The sequence below is a fragment of the Tepidamorphus sp. 3E244 genome (assembly GCF_046159835.1).
Lineage (GTDB): Bacteria > Pseudomonadota > Alphaproteobacteria > Rhizobiales > Tepidamorphaceae > JACKJK01.
Map to the genome: position 1 here is coordinate 952438 of NZ_JBJXCY010000002.1, position 15371 is coordinate 967808.

The 15371-nt window shown below is 60.6% G+C and carries 10 protein-coding genes and 1 pseudogene; 5 read left to right on the forward strand and 6 right to left on the reverse strand.

Features of this window, described 5'->3' with window-relative positions; translation table 11 throughout:
• Position 1: 1 nt before the first annotated feature.
• Positions 2–1777, reverse strand: coding sequence for a protein kinase domain-containing protein (locus ACKTEK_RS13240; RefSeq protein ID WP_409165765.1), 1776 nt, complete (start codon positions 1775–1777; stop codon positions 2–4).
• A gap of 54 nt (positions 1778–1831) precedes the next feature.
• Between ACKTEK_RS13240 and ACKTEK_RS13245 the strand changes: the two genes are divergently transcribed.
• On the forward strand, positions 1832–2734 hold the full coding sequence (locus ACKTEK_RS13245; RefSeq protein WP_409165766.1) for a serine protease: 903 nt from the start codon (positions 1832–1834) through the stop codon (positions 2732–2734).
• Between the two features lie 92 nt (positions 2735–2826).
• On the opposite strand, the gene ACKTEK_RS13250 is transcribed toward ACKTEK_RS13245, so the two are convergent.
• From ACKTEK_RS13250 to ACKTEK_RS13260, 3 genes are all read right to left on the reverse strand, one after another.
• A complete protein-coding gene (locus ACKTEK_RS13250) occupies positions 2827–3954 on the reverse strand; it encodes a trypsin-like serine peptidase (RefSeq protein ID WP_409165767.1) in 1128 nt (375 codons plus the stop codon).
• A 299-nt stretch (positions 3955–4253) separates the two neighbouring features.
• Complete coding sequence (locus ACKTEK_RS13255) at positions 4254–5000, reverse strand: autoinducer binding domain-containing protein (protein WP_409165768.1); 747 nt, start codon at positions 4998–5000, stop codon at positions 4254–4256.
• A 243-nt stretch (positions 5001–5243) separates the two neighbouring features.
• A complete protein-coding gene (locus tag ACKTEK_RS13260) occupies positions 5244–5612 on the reverse strand; it encodes a hypothetical protein (RefSeq protein WP_409165769.1) in 369 nt (122 codons plus the stop codon).
• Positions 5613–5823: 211 nt separating this feature from the next.
• Between ACKTEK_RS13260 and ACKTEK_RS13265 the strand changes: the two genes are divergently transcribed.
• The 4 genes and pseudogenes from ACKTEK_RS13265 (at position 5824) to ACKTEK_RS13280 (ending at position 13787) form a co-directional block, all read left to right on the forward strand.
• Positions 5824–7947: a CHASE domain-containing protein gene (locus ACKTEK_RS13265; protein ID WP_409165770.1), complete on the forward strand. Its 2124-nt coding sequence runs from the start codon at positions 5824–5826 to the stop codon at positions 7945–7947.
• A gap of 165 nt (positions 7948–8112) precedes the next feature.
• Positions 8113–8631, forward strand: coding sequence for a response regulator (locus ACKTEK_RS13270; RefSeq protein ID WP_409165771.1), 519 nt, complete (start codon positions 8113–8115; stop codon positions 8629–8631).
• A gap of 212 nt (positions 8632–8843) precedes the next feature.
• Positions 8844–10403, forward strand: coding sequence for a sensor histidine kinase (locus tag ACKTEK_RS13275; RefSeq protein WP_409165772.1), 1560 nt, complete (start codon positions 8844–8846; stop codon positions 10401–10403).
• A 1097-nt stretch (positions 10404–11500) separates the two neighbouring features.
• A pseudogene (locus tag ACKTEK_RS13280) lies at positions 11501–13787 on the forward strand (type ISP restriction/modification enzyme).
• On the opposite strand, the gene ACKTEK_RS13285 reads toward ACKTEK_RS13280, so the two are convergent.
• Complete coding sequence (locus ACKTEK_RS13285; RefSeq protein WP_409165773.1) at positions 13784–14911, reverse strand: tyrosine-type recombinase/integrase; 1128 nt, start codon at positions 14909–14911, stop codon at positions 13784–13786. The pseudogene ACKTEK_RS13280 and the gene ACKTEK_RS13285 overlap by 4 nt on opposite strands.
• Positions 14908–15270 (reverse strand): hypothetical protein, encoded by a 363-nt coding sequence (locus tag ACKTEK_RS13290; protein WP_409165774.1) that lies wholly within the window; start codon positions 15268–15270, stop codon positions 14908–14910. Before ACKTEK_RS13290 ends, ACKTEK_RS13285 begins: the two co-directional genes overlap by 4 nt.
• Positions 15271–15371 lie beyond the last annotated feature (101 nt).

The window sequence follows — 15371 nt, forward strand, 5'->3', positions numbered from 1 at the left end:
TCTACTCCGCATCCTCGGACAACGCGATCAGCCGGCGGCCGGCCTCTGCCATGTCGGTCAACCGCCGGTCGGGCGCGGCATTCGTCAGCGCGTCGATCAGTTGCGCCTGCTCGCTCTTCTTGGCGAACCACCCGCCGCCGCCTTCTTCCTCGTCCAGCGCCCAGCGCAGCATCACCCCGAAGGCAAACGCGTCTGCCGCCGGATCGAACAGCCGCTCCTTCGACCGCAGGAGTTCCGGGGCCATGTAGTCGCGCGTGCCGCGCAGCTTGTCGTCCTCGCGTTCACCCGCGATGCCCGCGAGGCCGAAATCGACGATGACGGGCGTCCCGTCCGCGCGCAGCAGGATGTTCTGGGGCTTGATGTCCCGGTGGACGATGCCCGCCTTGTGCAGTGATGACAGGCCGAAGGCGGCCTGCGCCAGGAACCTCAGCATCGCGGGCTTCTCGAGCCGGCCCTTGCAGGACTCGTCCAGTTCGCCGCCGCTGATGAGTTCCTGCACCAGCACGAGTTCGTCGTTGCTGACGAAAGTTTCGAGCACCCGTGCCACGTGCGGACTGGTGACGGAGCGGCTGGCGTTCAGTTCCTTGCGCACGTCGGCGAGCCGTTCGGCGCGAACCTGCGGGTCGGAAATCCCCGACAGCGCGATGGTCTTCACCGCGACCATCGTCCCGGTCTCGATGTCGACCGCCTTGTAGACGCTGCCATAGCCGCCCTTGCCGATGCGCGAGGCGCGCACGAACCGCGCCGACAGCGGCAGGTCGTCGGGCTCTGCGGGATCGTTGGCGTGGGCATCGTCGGAGAGTTGCAGCAGCAGCGTGCGTGCCCGGTAGAGGGTGCGCTGGTTCTTGAGCTTTGCCGCCAGCGCCAGTGCGCGCGCGGCCTCCCCGATTGCCGCGTCCGGCTCGCCTTCCTGCTTCAGCGCGTCGGCCAGCGCGAGCCGCACCATCGCCTCCTGGATGTAGAGCTGGTCTTCCTGCAAGCGCTCGATGATGTCGCGCAACTCGTCCGGCGTTGAGCTGTCGTCCTCGATGGCGTGGATCGTCTCGAACTTCACCAGCGCGTATTCGACGTGCTCCCACGCGCTCGGGTCGGACGGCAGCAGCGCTTCCGTCTCGCGCAGCGCGGCACTAAGCCCCTCGGCATCGTCGATGCCGGCGCAGTACCGCGCCTTCTCCATTGCAAAAAGTTGGCGCAGGCGCTGGTTGCGCGCTTTCACAAACGGCTCCAGCGCGGTGATGAACACGCCGGCGGCGGCATAGTCTTCGGCCCAGTTGAGGCACTGGATATGGCCGATGGCTGCGCGCACGTGCTCGCGCTCGCCGACCGGCATGCCGTCAATCGCCGCCTTGAAGCAGAGGATCCCGGTCTGCGGATCGCCGCGCTCCATCGCCACGCGCCCGGCATCGGCAAGGAAAAACGGCAGCATGTCCTGGCGGCCACTGGCGGAAGCTTCCACCATCGCTCGCAGCAATTCCGTGTTCGCCCGGTCAACGTCGCCACGCCACGAGAAGATCGTTGCCAGTTCGCGAGACGTCTTCCACGCTTCCGGGTCGCCCTCGCGCCCGCGAGCCTCGGTCAGCAGCAGGATCGCGTTCTCTGGCAGGCCAAGCCGGTTTTGCAGCACCGCCTTTGCCCGCAAGGCACGCGGCGATGGCGGATCATCCAGCGCGCCGGACTTTTCCAACTCGCCAAACCGGCGCATCAGGTCCGCCGGGTCCGTATTCACGGCCAGTCCCTGCTCGATTTCCGTCAGGTAATCGTCTTTTTGTTGGCGCATAGGCGGTCTATAAATGTCTTACGGTGGGCAACACGTAACGGAGCAGAGACACACATGTCGCAATATTTCTCGACGGGCCGCAAGTTTGCAGCGGCCGCCATCGCAGCACTGAGCCTCGGAGCCTTTGCCGGCACCGCCAATGCAGCCAGTGACAGCTTCATCACCCAGGGCGTGAAGGCCGCTGACGACGCCTGGCCCTGGCAGGTTCGCCTCTTCGACGGCGAACAGGACCCGTCCGGTTTTTGCGGCGGTTCCCTGATCGACGAACGCTGGGTCCTGACGGCAGCCCACTGCGTCGAAGGCGGCTACGTGCCGGTCGTTGGCTACGGCGCCAACACGCTGAAGGAGCTGTCGCGCGTCGGCGTCGAGCAGGTCTTTGTCCATCCGGACTATTCCTTCGAAGCCGAAGAGTATGGCGACGTTGCGCTGCTGAAGCTTTCCGAGCCGGTCCCCACCGACCTGCTGGTCGAGATGGCTGATGGCGACGTCGATGCCAAGCTCGCCGAATACCCGCTCACCGTCAGCGGCTGGGGCGCGACCTTTGACGACAAGCTCGACCCGACGATCCTCGACCTCTTCAACCTCGCCAATCGCGAGAACCCTGGCGCGGTCATGCGCAAGGCGGTGAAGAGCGGCGACATGTCGATCCCCGAGGAACTGCGCGAGGCCTCCATCGAATATATCGACCACGAGTTCTGCAAGCAGCGCTACGGCTCGCTCGGATCCAACTGGAAGGTCTCCAACACGGAGCTTTGCGCTGGCGCGCCGGGCACCGGCAAGGACTCCTGCTACGGCGACAGCGGCGGCCCGCTGGTGGCCAAGCTGCCCGACGGCTCCTACCGCCAGGTCGGCGTCGTGAGCTGGGGCTATGAATGCGGACACCCGGTCTTCCCCGGCATCTATGCCCGCGTCTCCAAGTTCGTGCCGTGGATCAACGAAACCATGTCGAAGAACTGATTTCGCTTTCCCGTTCATCGGGGCAAAAAGAAACCCGGCGCCGCATCGGCGCCGGGTTTTTTGTTGTCTGCCTTCGATGAAGGGCGAAGCGCTTACTGCTTCTTCTGGGCGTCCATGAAGGTCTTCAGGTAGTCGAAATACGGGCCGGTGATGCGGATGCCGTAGTTCGCCTTGTCGGTGCTCGCGACGTTGACGCCGTAGATCACGCGCTTGTCCTGTTCCTTGTAGAACGCGTAGATCGAGGAACCGCTCGAACCCGGATAGGTGTCGCATTCCATCTCGAAGAGGCTGGGTGCGATGAAGTTCGGGTCGATCGGGCAGGACGCGCTCCACATGGTGCCGTCCGGCTTGTCGCCGGGATAGCCGATCACGTTGCCGTGGAAGTTGGGAAGCTGGTCGTTGTAGCCGATGGACAGCCAGCCCGTCGCCTTGCCGGCCGGTTCCTTCAGCTCAAGCACCGCCACGTCGTGGAACAGGTGATCGTAGCCGTATTCCTTGCCGGACTGGTCGAGATAGCCCTGCGTGATGGTCCACTGCGCCGCCTCGAACTGGCCGAGCGGGGCCTGACGATCGTTGCGGCCCGGAACGAAGACGACATAGGTCGCCCACTTGCTCGTCTCGGTGCGGTAGACGCAGTGCGCGGCGGTCAGCACCAGCGTCGGGGAGATCATCGTGCCCGAGCAGCTGCCCGCAGTGTTGTCGTCGTACTCGGAGTAGATATAGCCGAGCGTCGAGAACGGGTACTGGTTGGTCTGGTCCACGCGAATGCGGTCGTCAGTGCCGATGACCGTGCGGTTGCCTTTCGCCTGACCGCTGTTCTCGCCAAGCTCGATGTCGCTGTTCGTCGGCGCACGGCGCTGCATGCGCGAGCGGTCCATGCCTTCGCCGCTCTTCTTCAGCTTCTCGATGGACTCTTCCGTGCCGGGCGCGGCCGGTGCTTCGGAGATGTCGCCATTGGCGCTGCGCGTCACGCGCTTGAAGCTTTCGACCGTGAGATCGGGAGCGGAGGAGCGGAACTTGTTGGGGGGCGGGGCCGAGATGGTGGGGTTGGCGCTGCGCGCCTTCATGAACTTGTCCATGTCCCCGTCGGACACGGTGTCACCCATCGAGGCCATGGGATTTTCAACCTTGTTGCCGTCAAACTGCCCGCTGTTGTCCTGGGCATGGACGGCCGTCGCGGCAACCAGTGCCGTGAAGGCTGCCAGAGCTGCAATGCGCATATTATCTTTCTCCTGATGCGTTTGGATCGTTTCCGTTTGCCGCGCAAACCGCCCGGCGGGGTGCCTCCGTTCCCGCGTCGCACGCAAGAATTGCGCGCGCCGCTCCGTGTGCAGACTTAACTAAAGCAACTGGCACGAAACTATGGCAAGGGATTTGACGTTGGGGGATTTTTGCCCCTGAAGCGCGAAAAACGCTCTCAGGCCGCCGGAAGCAGCTCTGCGACACGAAATCGGGAGATATTTACTCGTGGCTGGCGGTCAGCACGCGTCATCGGTGACGCGGCGCGAAAAGACGTCGCCTAGCAGTCTTTCAGTACGTCGACGGAATAGGCCTTGGCCACGGCATTGGCGGACGTGCGCGCACCAATGGCCGAGATGGCCGCCTTGATCTGGTAGTTCGCCGTGCTGCGCGCGATGCCGCAGCGATCCGCAATCTCCGCAGACGTCAGCCCGTCGGCAAGCAGCCGGAAAATGCGCTTGTGCGTGTCCGTCAGCTTGGGGCGTTCCCGGTGGCCGACGTCGACCAGGAGATGCAACCCACGGTGTACATAGCCGCAAATATAGGCGATCTCCATGATCGCCTCGCGGGCGGGCATATCTCCCTCGCCGCCGAATGCAACGAAGCCATTGAAGCCACCCGAAGAACGTAACGGAAAGAAGATCGAAAATTCGACGCCGTGTCCCAGATAGATATCCGCGAAGTCACGGTCCATCCCGCTGGGAAATTCATTCGTCCGGAAATCGACGACCAGAGGAACCGCCGTGTTGGTGACGTTTTGCACCAGGGAAAGCGACATACTTGTCTTGGCGGACAATTCTTCAAGAAATTCGGGCTTCCAATTGGTCAGAAGAACACGATCCTTGAGACGTTCATCCTCGCGATGACGGAACCGGGTCGCGGCAAAGGTCGTGAAATTGTAATATTCGCAAATCTGTTTCAGCGTTTTGAACAGATCGTAACCGGTCTGGCTTTCATTTAATTCGCTCAGAAAGCGCTCTACAACTTCATAGCCGCCGATTGAATGGTCAATCATCTCGTGTCGCATGCTGTGGCCTCGTGAGTATTTTCTATGCTCAACGGATCAGGCTCGCAGGAACGGTTAGGTCGTCACCCGCTATACTGCTAGGATTCGAAGCAGATGATATGATAAAATATGATATATTCAAACATATAGTTAACTTGCTGACGTTATTCAAAGCTTACGTTACGACAGAATCACTATATGGCAGTACTTACATATCTGGCATACCAATCCGGATATCCCACACACTTTAATCGTATAATTTCCTTATTTCACCGAAACATCGATTTTCTGCAACGTCTCGCGCTCAATTGGGCTCTTGCCTTCGCGAGGCATCGGGCCAAGGCTCTTCGAGCAGATCGCACTCGACAGGAAAGTTGGACGGAAGCCCGGTTCCCTGGTCGGTGACCAGCACCCGCTGCTCCAGCTTCTCGCCTTCGTGTCCGCCCTCCGCGCGATATGAATTTCTATACACAGCGTCATGCCGGGTTGGATCACGCCGTCGTAGCCGGCGGCCGGGAAATCGCACCGGTGATAGAGGTAGGGATACTCGCCCGTCATCCCGCTTCCATGCGCGGATAGGTAGTATCGGTTGCGGTGGCAGCGCTTGGGAATGTCCTCGGGCGAGATCGGCATATTCGCGAAACATCAGCTCCGGCCGAACTCTCGCCCTGATCCAGGTGTTCAGGGTCATTCCGGCGCAATTCATGTCGCATGACAACAGTGATGTCGTGCTCGGGCTGGTGGAATATTAACCTCCATCGGCAATAGAATTGGAGAAACAACGGGGCCTCTCAACATCGGATCGACCTTGTCTGACACCTCCTCCAAGACATCACATAACGGAATGCGCGGGCTCTCCATCCACTGGGCACACTGGCTGGTGCTGGCCGGCTCGCTGGTGCTGACGTTCCTGGCCTGGCAGTTCGCCCGCGGCCAGGTCGAGGCACAGATCCACCAGCGCTTCGACCGGCAGGCGGCGCGAACGATGGAACTGATCCGCGAACGCATGGTGAAATACGAAGAAGCGCTGTGGGGTGGCGTGGCCATGCTGCACGCCTCCGGCGGCAGCGTCGATGTCGATCACTGGCGTGATTTTGCCGAGGTGCTCGACATCGAGTCCCGTTTCCCCGGCATCAACGGCATCGGCGTGATCTACCGCGTCCTGCCACAGGAGCGCGACGCGTTCCTCGCCCGCCAACATGCCACTCGCCCGGACTTCGCGATCCACCCGACGCACAACAACGGCGAATACTGGCCCATCGCCTACGTCGAGCCACTCGAGACGAACGCGCAGGCGATCGGCCTCGACATGGCACACGAGGACAACCGCTTCACCGCCGCGCGCAAGGCGATGCTCAGCGGAACGGCGCAGATGACGGGGCCCATAACGCTCGTTCAGGACGCCGCGCGGACGCCGGGCTTCCTCCTGTTCGCGCCCTATTATCGCGGCGGCGATCCCGGCACGCCGGAAGAACGCGAGGCGCGCTTCGTCGGACATGTCTATGCGCCCTTCATCACCAAGAACCTGCTGGACGGCACGCTGGCGCAACAAAATCGCGACGTGCTCATCCGCCTGGCCGACGGCGGCGAACCATTGTTCGATGAACTCGGCACCGATGCAGCCACGCAGCACGACGAGACGCTTCGTTACGAAGCCGGCATGCAGATGTTCGGTCGTCCCTGGCGGTTCGAGGTCGTCGCGGGGCCGGATTTCCGCGCCGAATCCGGCAGCCACCAGCCTGCGGTCATCCTCGCCGGCGGCATCATCATCGACTCGCTTCTCTTCGCGATCTTCTTCCTGTTGTCGCGTTCCAATCGCCTGCTCGCCAAGGGTGCAGAAAACGCTCATGCCAAGCTCCAGCAGAACGAGATGCGGATGCAGTCGATCGTCGCCGGCCTCACCGAAGGCGTCGCGACCATCGACCGTGAAGGCAACATCATCGAGCACAACGAGGCGTTCAACCGCATCTTCGGCCTCCCCGCAGACCGTGAGGGCGACTGGAACCTGCGCAAGCTGCTCAACGACCGTTCCGTCCTCAAGGGCCTGCTGCGCGACGCTGCGGCCGGCACGCCGGGCACCGTCGTGGAACGTGCCGACGTGACCGGCGTGCGCAAGGACGGCACGCTGTTTCCGCTCGAACTCTCCGTCAGCGGGCTGGAGGGGGAGAGCGAATCCGGCCTCATCCTGCTGGCACGCGATGTCTCCGAGCGTCACCGCGCAGAAGCCGAATCCCGCCGCCTGACCGAGAACCTGCAGAAGTCCAACGCCGACCTGGAGCGCTTCGCCTATGTCGCCTCGCACGACATGCAGGAGCCTCTACGCAAGATCCAGGCCTTCACCGACACGCTGCAGCATGCCCTGAAGGCCGGTGACAAGAAGGAAGCCGACTACAGCATCTCGGTCGTTGTCGATTCCGCGCAGCGCGCCCGCCACCTCGTCAACTCGGTCCTGTCCTATTCGCTCGTCCAGCAGGCCGAACTGGCGCTCGGGCAACTCGACATAGCGCCGGAAATCGAGTCCGTCGTCGAACAGGAATGCATCGGCAGGGATGGCAAGCGCACCGATATCGCGATCGATCTCGAACCCGCGTCGGTGCGCGCCGACCCCGGCCAGTTCGTCATGCTGTTTTCAAACCTCGTCGGCAACGCGGTGAAGTATCGCCGAAACGGCGTGGAGCCGAAGATCACCGTCCAGGGCCGGTTCCAGGGCGACGCCTATGTCGTGTCCGTCCAAGACAACGGTGTCGGGTTCGATCCGACGCAAGCCACCTCCGTCCTCGAGCCGTTCAAGCGGTTGCATGCCCGCAGCGAGTTTCCAGGCTCCGGCATCGGCCTTGCCATCTGCGACGCGGTCTGCGAGCGCCACGGCTGGAAAATCGAGATCGAGACGGCGCCGGGCAAAGGCAGCACGTTTTCGGTGGTGATGAAAAACGCCGTGCGCGGCGGGTTGGAGAGCCGTGCCGGCTGATGCGTGTTATTCCGATCTTGGCATGTAATTTGATAATTGGTACACGCGCTTTCCGAGGTTAGATTCGCACAGGAAACGCTGCTGTTTGATGGGGGATTGGTTGTGCAGTTCACGGATTGCTTCGCGGCAGAGCCTGCCGCAGCGACGGTTGGAAGGCTTGCAGCAATGCAGGAACTGAATGCGGGTTCGTGCGTGACGCGAAAGCGGCCGGCTGAAATGGATGGTCCCTCCGTCGACGATGAACGCGACGACAAGTCTTCCGGCGACAAGGTGCCCTACCGCGTCCTCATCATCGATGACGACGCCGACGATATCTACCTGATGCGCAACGCGCTGAGCCACGCGGCCGACTACCTGCCGGGGCCTGTCGCGATCTCGACTGCCCAGAACGGGGCAGAAGCGCTCGACGCGCTCAATACGGCCCATCGCGAGGGCGCGCTCCCCGACCTGATCCTGCTCGATCTCAACATGCCGGTCATGGACGGGCTGACGATGCTGACGCACTGCCGTGCCGACACCATCTTCAATCGCCTCTCCATCGTCGTCGTGACCACGGCGTCCGATCCCCGGTCCCACGCACAGGCCAGGGCGCTCGGCGCGTCTGCCGTCCACGTGAAGCCCGCGACCCGTGACGAGATGGTCAAGGTCATGACCTCGGTGACGACCCAGTACCTGCTGGACTGATCTCGGGAAACGCGCGACCGGCACCGTCGGCAGATCCTGACATCCCCTGTGCGCGACCACATCCTGTCGCGGCCACGGAACTTTTTCAGAATTCGCACCCGTTTCCGCAGCTTGGCTTCCCTTTCTTGGTTGCACAAGCCGGGCGAACTGTTGTCCGTTATCTTTGATCCCCGGCACTCGATGGTCGCTGCCGGTGTGGTACCGAGGTTGCCTTGAACACGAAACCGGAAACGGCAGAGGAATCTGCCCTTCGCCTCGCCGCGATTGTCGAGTCATCCGATGACGCGATCGTTTCCAAGCGTCTCGATGGCACCATCACGTCGTGGAATCACGGCGCCGAACGGCTGTTCGGGTACACGGCCGAAGAGATCGTCGGCCAGTCCATTCTCACCATCATTCCCGAGGATCGCCGTCACGAGGAAGAGCACATCATCCAGCGCATATCGCAGGGTGAACGCGTCAAGCATTTCGAGACCTACAGATGCCGCAAGGACGGGTCCCTCGTCCCCATCTCCGTCACGGTCTCGCCGATCAAGCAGGCCGACGGCACCATCATCGGTGCATCGAAGATCGCGCGCGACATTTCCGACCGCAAGCGCGCAGAACGCCGGCTGGGCGAGCAGGCCGAACAGCTTTCCATCCTCCAGCGCATCTCCGCCTCCATCAATGCCGACCTCGATCTCGACCGCATCATCCAGACCGTGACCGACGAGGCAACCGCACTCAGCGGCGCGAAGTTCGGTGCGTTCTTCAACATGCGCATCGCCGAGGACGGCCAACGCTACATGCTGTATTCGCTGTCGGGCGCGCCGCGCGAAGCCTTCGAAAGCTTCGGCATGCCGCGCAAGACGCAGGTCTTCGCGCCAACGTTCGAGGGGACCCATGTCGTGCGCTCCGCCGATATCCGCAGCGACCCGCGATATGGCCTGAACGCACCGCACGAAGGCATGCCGGAAGGCCACCTGCCCGTGGTGAGTTATCTCGCCGTGCCGGTAAAATCATCGAGCGGGGAAGTCCTCGGCGGGTTGTTCTTCGGCCACGACGAGCCGGACCAATTCGGAGAACAGCAGGAACAGTTGCTGAAGGGCATTGCCTCTCAGGCAGCCGTCGCCATCGAGAACGCGCGTCTCCACGATGCCGCCAAGCAGGAAATCGAGCGGCGACGCGTCGCGGAAGAAACCAAGGACCTGCTGCTGCACGAACTCAAGCACCGCATCAAGAACACCATGACGATGATTCATGCCCTGGCCTCGCAGACGCTTCGCGCGACCCCGGAAATCGACCGGCAGGCGTTTCTCCAGCGCCTCCACGCTCTGTCGGGGGCCCACGACCTGCTGACCATGGCTGACTGGAAGGCCGTATCGCTGCACCAGCTTGCCGAGCGCGCGTTGCGCCCCTTCCGCGAACTCGCCGGCGAGCGCATCGCCGTGTCAGGTCCCGACGCTCTCGTCCAGTCGTCTCAGGCCTTGAGCCTGACGCTCGCCTTTCACGAACTGGCAACCAACGCCGTGAAATACGGCGCACTTTCAGCCGAGACTGGGACCATTGCGATTGACTGGCGCCCGGACGATGCCGACGAATCGCATCTCCAAGTCACATGGAGCGAGCGAGGCGGACCGCCTGTCGCCACGCCGAAGAAACGCGGCTTCGGCTCGAAGATGATCGAGAGCGCACTCAGGGGCCGTCACGGCGCGGTCAGGTTCGACTATGCACCCGAAGGCATTGTCGTGACGATCCAGCTGGACCTGCAGCAGCCCGCCGAAAACAGCTGATCGAACGCGGCCGCCCGCATGCACCACGACGCTGCATCGGACCGTAAAAAACTGGAAAGTGGTGCCCAGGCCGGCACCGCATTTTTCGTCTAAATACTTGAAACCAATATTATTTCTAGACTGTATAGAGACTGTATACCAACGAGTATACCAACAGTGTCTGGGGTTAGAACTGATTTCTCGCAGGTCGCTTGCCCTTCTGACGCTACCGCTATTCAATCGCGCAGCAGTTGAATTAGGGGCACTTGATGGCGTCGATCGACGAATTTCTTTCCAGCGTTCAGGCAACTTACAAGACCGGCAATGCAACCGAGCATTCATACAGGTCTGCAATCGAACATCTGTTCAAATCGCTCGACAAGGAAGTGTCGGCACTCAATGAACCCAAGCGGGTCAAATGCGGCGCGCCGGATTTCATCGTTCAGAAGGGCGATATCGTCATAGGCCATGTTGAGGCAAAAGACCTGCATGTCGGTCTGCGCGGGATGAAGGACGCCAACAAGAACCAGCAGGAACGTTACAAGGCGGCTCTCGCGAACCTGATCTACACAAACTGTCTGGACTGGGATTTCTACCGTGACGGGGAACTTGTCGCCTCCGTCACCATCGCCGATTTCGTCATGGGTGTTCAGCCGAAGACCGACCAGTTCGAAACCCTTGAAAACCTGCTACGCGATTTCATTGCCCAGCGCCCCCGGACGATTACATCGCCGAAGGATCTGGCCATCCGCATGGCTGGCAAGGCGAACCTGATCAAGGATGTTCTGGGCAACACACTTCGCGAAGACAAGGACCTGCAAACAGAGCTTGCCGGCCAGTATCAGGCCTTCAAGGAAAACCTGATCCACGATATCACCCCAGAGGATTTCGCGGACATATACGCCGAAACTATTGCTTACGGCATGTTCGCTGCACGTCTTCACGACACCACGCTGGACACGTTCAGCAGGCAGGAAGCGTTGGAACTTCTGCCCAAATCTAATCCGTTCCTGAGAAGCCTATTTGCCTATGTCGCGGGATACGAACTGGACGAACGCATCGCGTGGATCATTGACGATCTGGCTCGCGTTTTTCGTGCATGCGATGTGGCAAAGCTGATGGAAGGCTTCGGCAAGCTGACTGGCCAGCGAGACCCCTTCCTGCATTTCTATGAAACCTTCCTCGCGGCCTATAACCCGGCCAAACGCAAGGCGCGCGGTGTCTGGTACACGCCGGAACCCGTCGTCAATTTCATCGTGCGAGCGGTGGACGAGGCGCTGCAAACAGAGTTCGGCTTACCCGATGGCCTGGCCAACACATCGAAGGTCACCATCGACTGGGACACCGGCCAGATGGACAAGCGCGGCAAGGCGGTCAAGATCAAAAAGGACGTCCATCGTGTCCAAATACTCGACCCCGCCACCGGCACCGGCACCTTTCTCGCCGAGGTTATCAAGCAGATTTCGCCGAAGGTTCAGGGCGTCGCGCCCGGTATGTGGTCGAAATATATCGAGGACGACCTGATTCCCCGCCTGCATGGTTTCGAGCTTCTGATGGCTTCCTATGCCATGTGCCACATGAAGCTCGACATGATCCTGACCGAGCTGGGCTACAAGCCAACAAAACAACCGCCACGCCTATCGGTTTATCTGACCAATTCACTGGAGGAAGGCGAACCGGCAAATCAGACATTGCCATTCTCGCAATGGCTTTCACGTGAAGCGAAGGGTGCAAATACCATCAAGCGCGACATGCCCATCATGTGCGTCATCGGAAACCCGCCTTATTCGGGTCATTCGTCCAACAAGGGCGATTGGATTAACGGCCTGATGGAGGTCTACAAAGAAAGCCCCGAGCTGAAACGGCCAGCTCAGGCGAAGTGGCTGTCCGACGACTATGTGAAGTTCATTCGGTTCTCGGAACACCTGATCGACCGTAACGGCGAGGGTGTCCTTGGGTTCATTACGAACCATTCCTATCTCGACAACCCGACATTCTTGGACATGCGCCAGCACCTAATGCAGACGTTCGACCGCATCCACGTCATCGACCTGCATGGCAATGCGAACAAGAAGGAGATCACGCCAGACGGGAAGCCCGACAGGAATGTGTTCGACATTCAACAGGGCGTGGCCATCATAATCGCCGTCAAGAAAACGCCGACGAGCAAGGCCAAGAAGCCCGCGAAGGTTTTTCATGCCGACCTATGGGGGAGCCGCGCGGCCAAGTATGCCGCCCTCGAAACTGCCTCGGCGGCGACGGCTGATTTTGTCGATGTGACACCAGAGAAAGCCCCTTGGCCGTTCAAGCCGACCGACTGGGGGCTTCGAGGCAAATACTATGGATTTCCTAGTGTAGCTGATTGGTTTGCGCCGAACGGTAGTCCTGCCCCAGGGATTGTGACGACACACGACCAGTTTGCGATTTCTTGGACCGAGGCAGAAGCGCGCTCGAAGGTAGAAAGATTTCTCAAAACAGAGAACGAAGAGGAAGCGCGCTCTATCTGGAAGCTCTGTTCGCAGAACCAGTGGAATTATAGCCGAGCCATGACAGGCTTGGCTGATGGGTCATGGCGGAAAATGGTCAAGCCGATAGTCTATCGCCCGTTCGATACCCGCTACACGGTCTACGATTCCAATGTCGCAGTGCATCGTCGGGAACGCGCCACTCGCCACCTGATAGAAGGCGAGAATATAGCCCTCATATTTTCACGACAGGAACCATGCCCTAGTGTCGAAGCATATTTTTGATAATAGGGGAGTATATAGCAACAAGGGGATTTCTTCTGCCTCACCGCTCTACCTCTATCCCGACGAGCAGGACCTCGACAAAACCCGCCGCATCAATCTCGACCGCAAGCTGTCGGACGAGCTGAAGAAGCGGGCGAAGCATCCCGAACACGGCATCCCCGACGAGCTGGCCGTGTTCGATTACATCTACGGCGTCCTTCACTGTCCCGCCTACCGCGAGACCTATGCCGAGTTGCTAAAAATCGACTTCCCGCGCATCCCGTGGCCGACCTCACCAGACGAGTTTTGGACCGTCGCGGAGGCGGGGGGCCAGCTCCGAAAGTTGCACCTTATGGAGCCTGCCGCCATTGGCGATGCGCCCTACCCGTTTACGGGCGAAGGTGACAACGTGGTCGGCAAGACCCGTTTCGAGGATGGAAAGGTCTGGATAAACGACGACCAGCACTTCGCGGATGCGCCCAAAGTGTCATGGGGCTTCTACATCGGCGGATATCAGCCCGCCCAGAAATGGCTGAAAGACCGTAAGGGCCGTGCACTCAGCTTCGATGACGTGAAGCACTATCAGCGCATCCTCAAAATCCTATTCGAGACCGACCGGATCATGCGGATCATCACGATGCAGCTTGGTGCGTCCCCAGCCAGGGATGCCTCTTAGTCATTCGCCTTTTTCCCGAATGCTTTTCCCACGTGATCGAACACCCATTTCACGGTTTCCGGATCAGGCTCGCCAGTTCGGTTGATCGTCGCATTGTCCTGTTTGGCGATTGAGCGGATGATCTCCGCCTGCCTTTCCGGTGATACCTGCCCATAGCTGGTGAAAGTCGTCAGCACCTGATCGTGCCCCATGTTTTGTGACCACGCCTTGAAAGCTTCCGGCGTCGGGCAACGTTGTTCGCCAAGCTTTGCAATTGTGTCGCGGAAGACGTGCTGACCGCTGGGCGGTGGCAAGTCCTCTTGCCGAAACGCATCTGCGATGATTGCGCGGATCGGCTGGCCGGTTGCCCAATTTTCCCGTTCCAGCCCGATCGGGACGAAGTGCCTGTTCTCGTCATGCCCGAGCCGGGTTCTCGGGAATAGCGGATCGTCCGGACCGAAATGCAGAGCGCCCGTCAGATGCGCGATCCAGTCCGTAACGATCAAGCGGATGTCATCCCCCACGGGAAAAAACCAGGTGGTGAACGTTTTCGAACGCTTCGTCTTCACGTCGCGGGCGTCCTGATGGAAAAGCGCCTCCGTCACATCCACATGCTTGAGCCTGGCTGATGCCACCGCCGACACGCGTGCGCAGGTCAACAGGCTGAACGCCACCACGGCGCGGTCACGCTTCTCGATATCCGATCCATGAGGCATGGCGAAGATAACACGCTCAACTTCGTCAACAGACGGCACGCGCTTTTGCCGTGTTGCCCGCGCGATCCGTTCGTCTTTCTCGTTGAGGCGGAAATAATCGGCATCGCCATAGGCAATGCGCTTGCGGCACTCCGGCTGCCCGCCAAGCCACGCAACGAAGCGACGCATGTCCGACAATTGGCCATTGAGAGTGGCCTTTGCATATGGCTTGCCAGTGGCCGGGTTAGTTCTGGCTTTCAGGTCACGTGTGAACGCGCGTGCTTGCTCGATATGGAATTTCCGAAAGGATGCGTGCCGGGTGAAGGTCTCGAATGCGTGGATCGCCGATAACGCCTTGTCGATCGAGGCTTCCGACTGGCCTCGCGCGTCCTGCAAATAGACGCGGTAGCGGTGCTTGATCCGTTCGTTTTCGGGATGGTGTTTGCTCATGGGTTTTCTACCTCGCTGGAGCCACGGTTCACGGGGGGATTGATCACGTTGCCTAGTGTGCTTTCCCCGCCCGTATCCCGGACGCTCACATCAAGCCCTGATGCCACCATTTTCAGGCGGACAAGCGAAACGTGACGTCGGATGACGCGATCGCAATCAGGGCAAATTCCGACGAGCGTTCCGCTTGCTTCAGAGGTTCGTTCAAGGTCCACCATGTCGCCCGCAGGGCGCTTCGGCGCGCGGCACGGCAGGCAGTAAATGCGGCCATCGCCGCATGGCTGTTTCCGCTTCGCGTTTCGCTTGCGCAGGTAGTCCGCGACATCGGCACCGCGCATCAGATACGGCTTCTGATCGCTCACTGTCGGAAGGCCATCCTTGATCCACTGGCGAACGGTATTGCGATGCACGCCACATGCGACGGCGGTTACCGCAACATCGTAGGTCCAGTGTTTCCGGACGC

Coding starts and splice junctions, on each gene's coding strand:
- ACKTEK_RS13240 (WP_409165765.1), bottom strand. CDS start 1,777: ATGCGCCAACAAAAAGACGATTACCTGACGGAAATCGAGCAGGGACTG.
- ACKTEK_RS13245 (WP_409165766.1), top strand. CDS start 1,832: ATGTCGCAATATTTCTCGACGGGCCGCAAGTTTGCAGCGGCCGCCATC.
- ACKTEK_RS13250 (WP_409165767.1), bottom strand. CDS start 3,954: ATGCGCATTGCAGCTCTGGCAGCCTTCACGGCACTGGTTGCCGCGACG.
- ACKTEK_RS13255 (WP_409165768.1), bottom strand. CDS start 5,000: ATGCGACACGAGATGATTGACCATTCAATCGGCGGCTATGAAGTTGTA.
- ACKTEK_RS13260 (WP_409165769.1), bottom strand. CDS start 5,612: ATGCCGATCTCGCCCGAGGACATTCCCAAGCGCTGCCACCGCAACCGA.
- ACKTEK_RS13265 (WP_409165770.1), top strand. CDS start 5,824: ATGCGCGGGCTCTCCATCCACTGGGCACACTGGCTGGTGCTGGCCGGC.
- ACKTEK_RS13270 (WP_409165771.1), top strand. CDS start 8,113: ATGCAGGAACTGAATGCGGGTTCGTGCGTGACGCGAAAGCGGCCGGCT.
- ACKTEK_RS13285 (WP_409165773.1), bottom strand. CDS start 14,911: ATGAGCAAACACCATCCCGAAAACGAACGGATCAAGCACCGCTACCGC.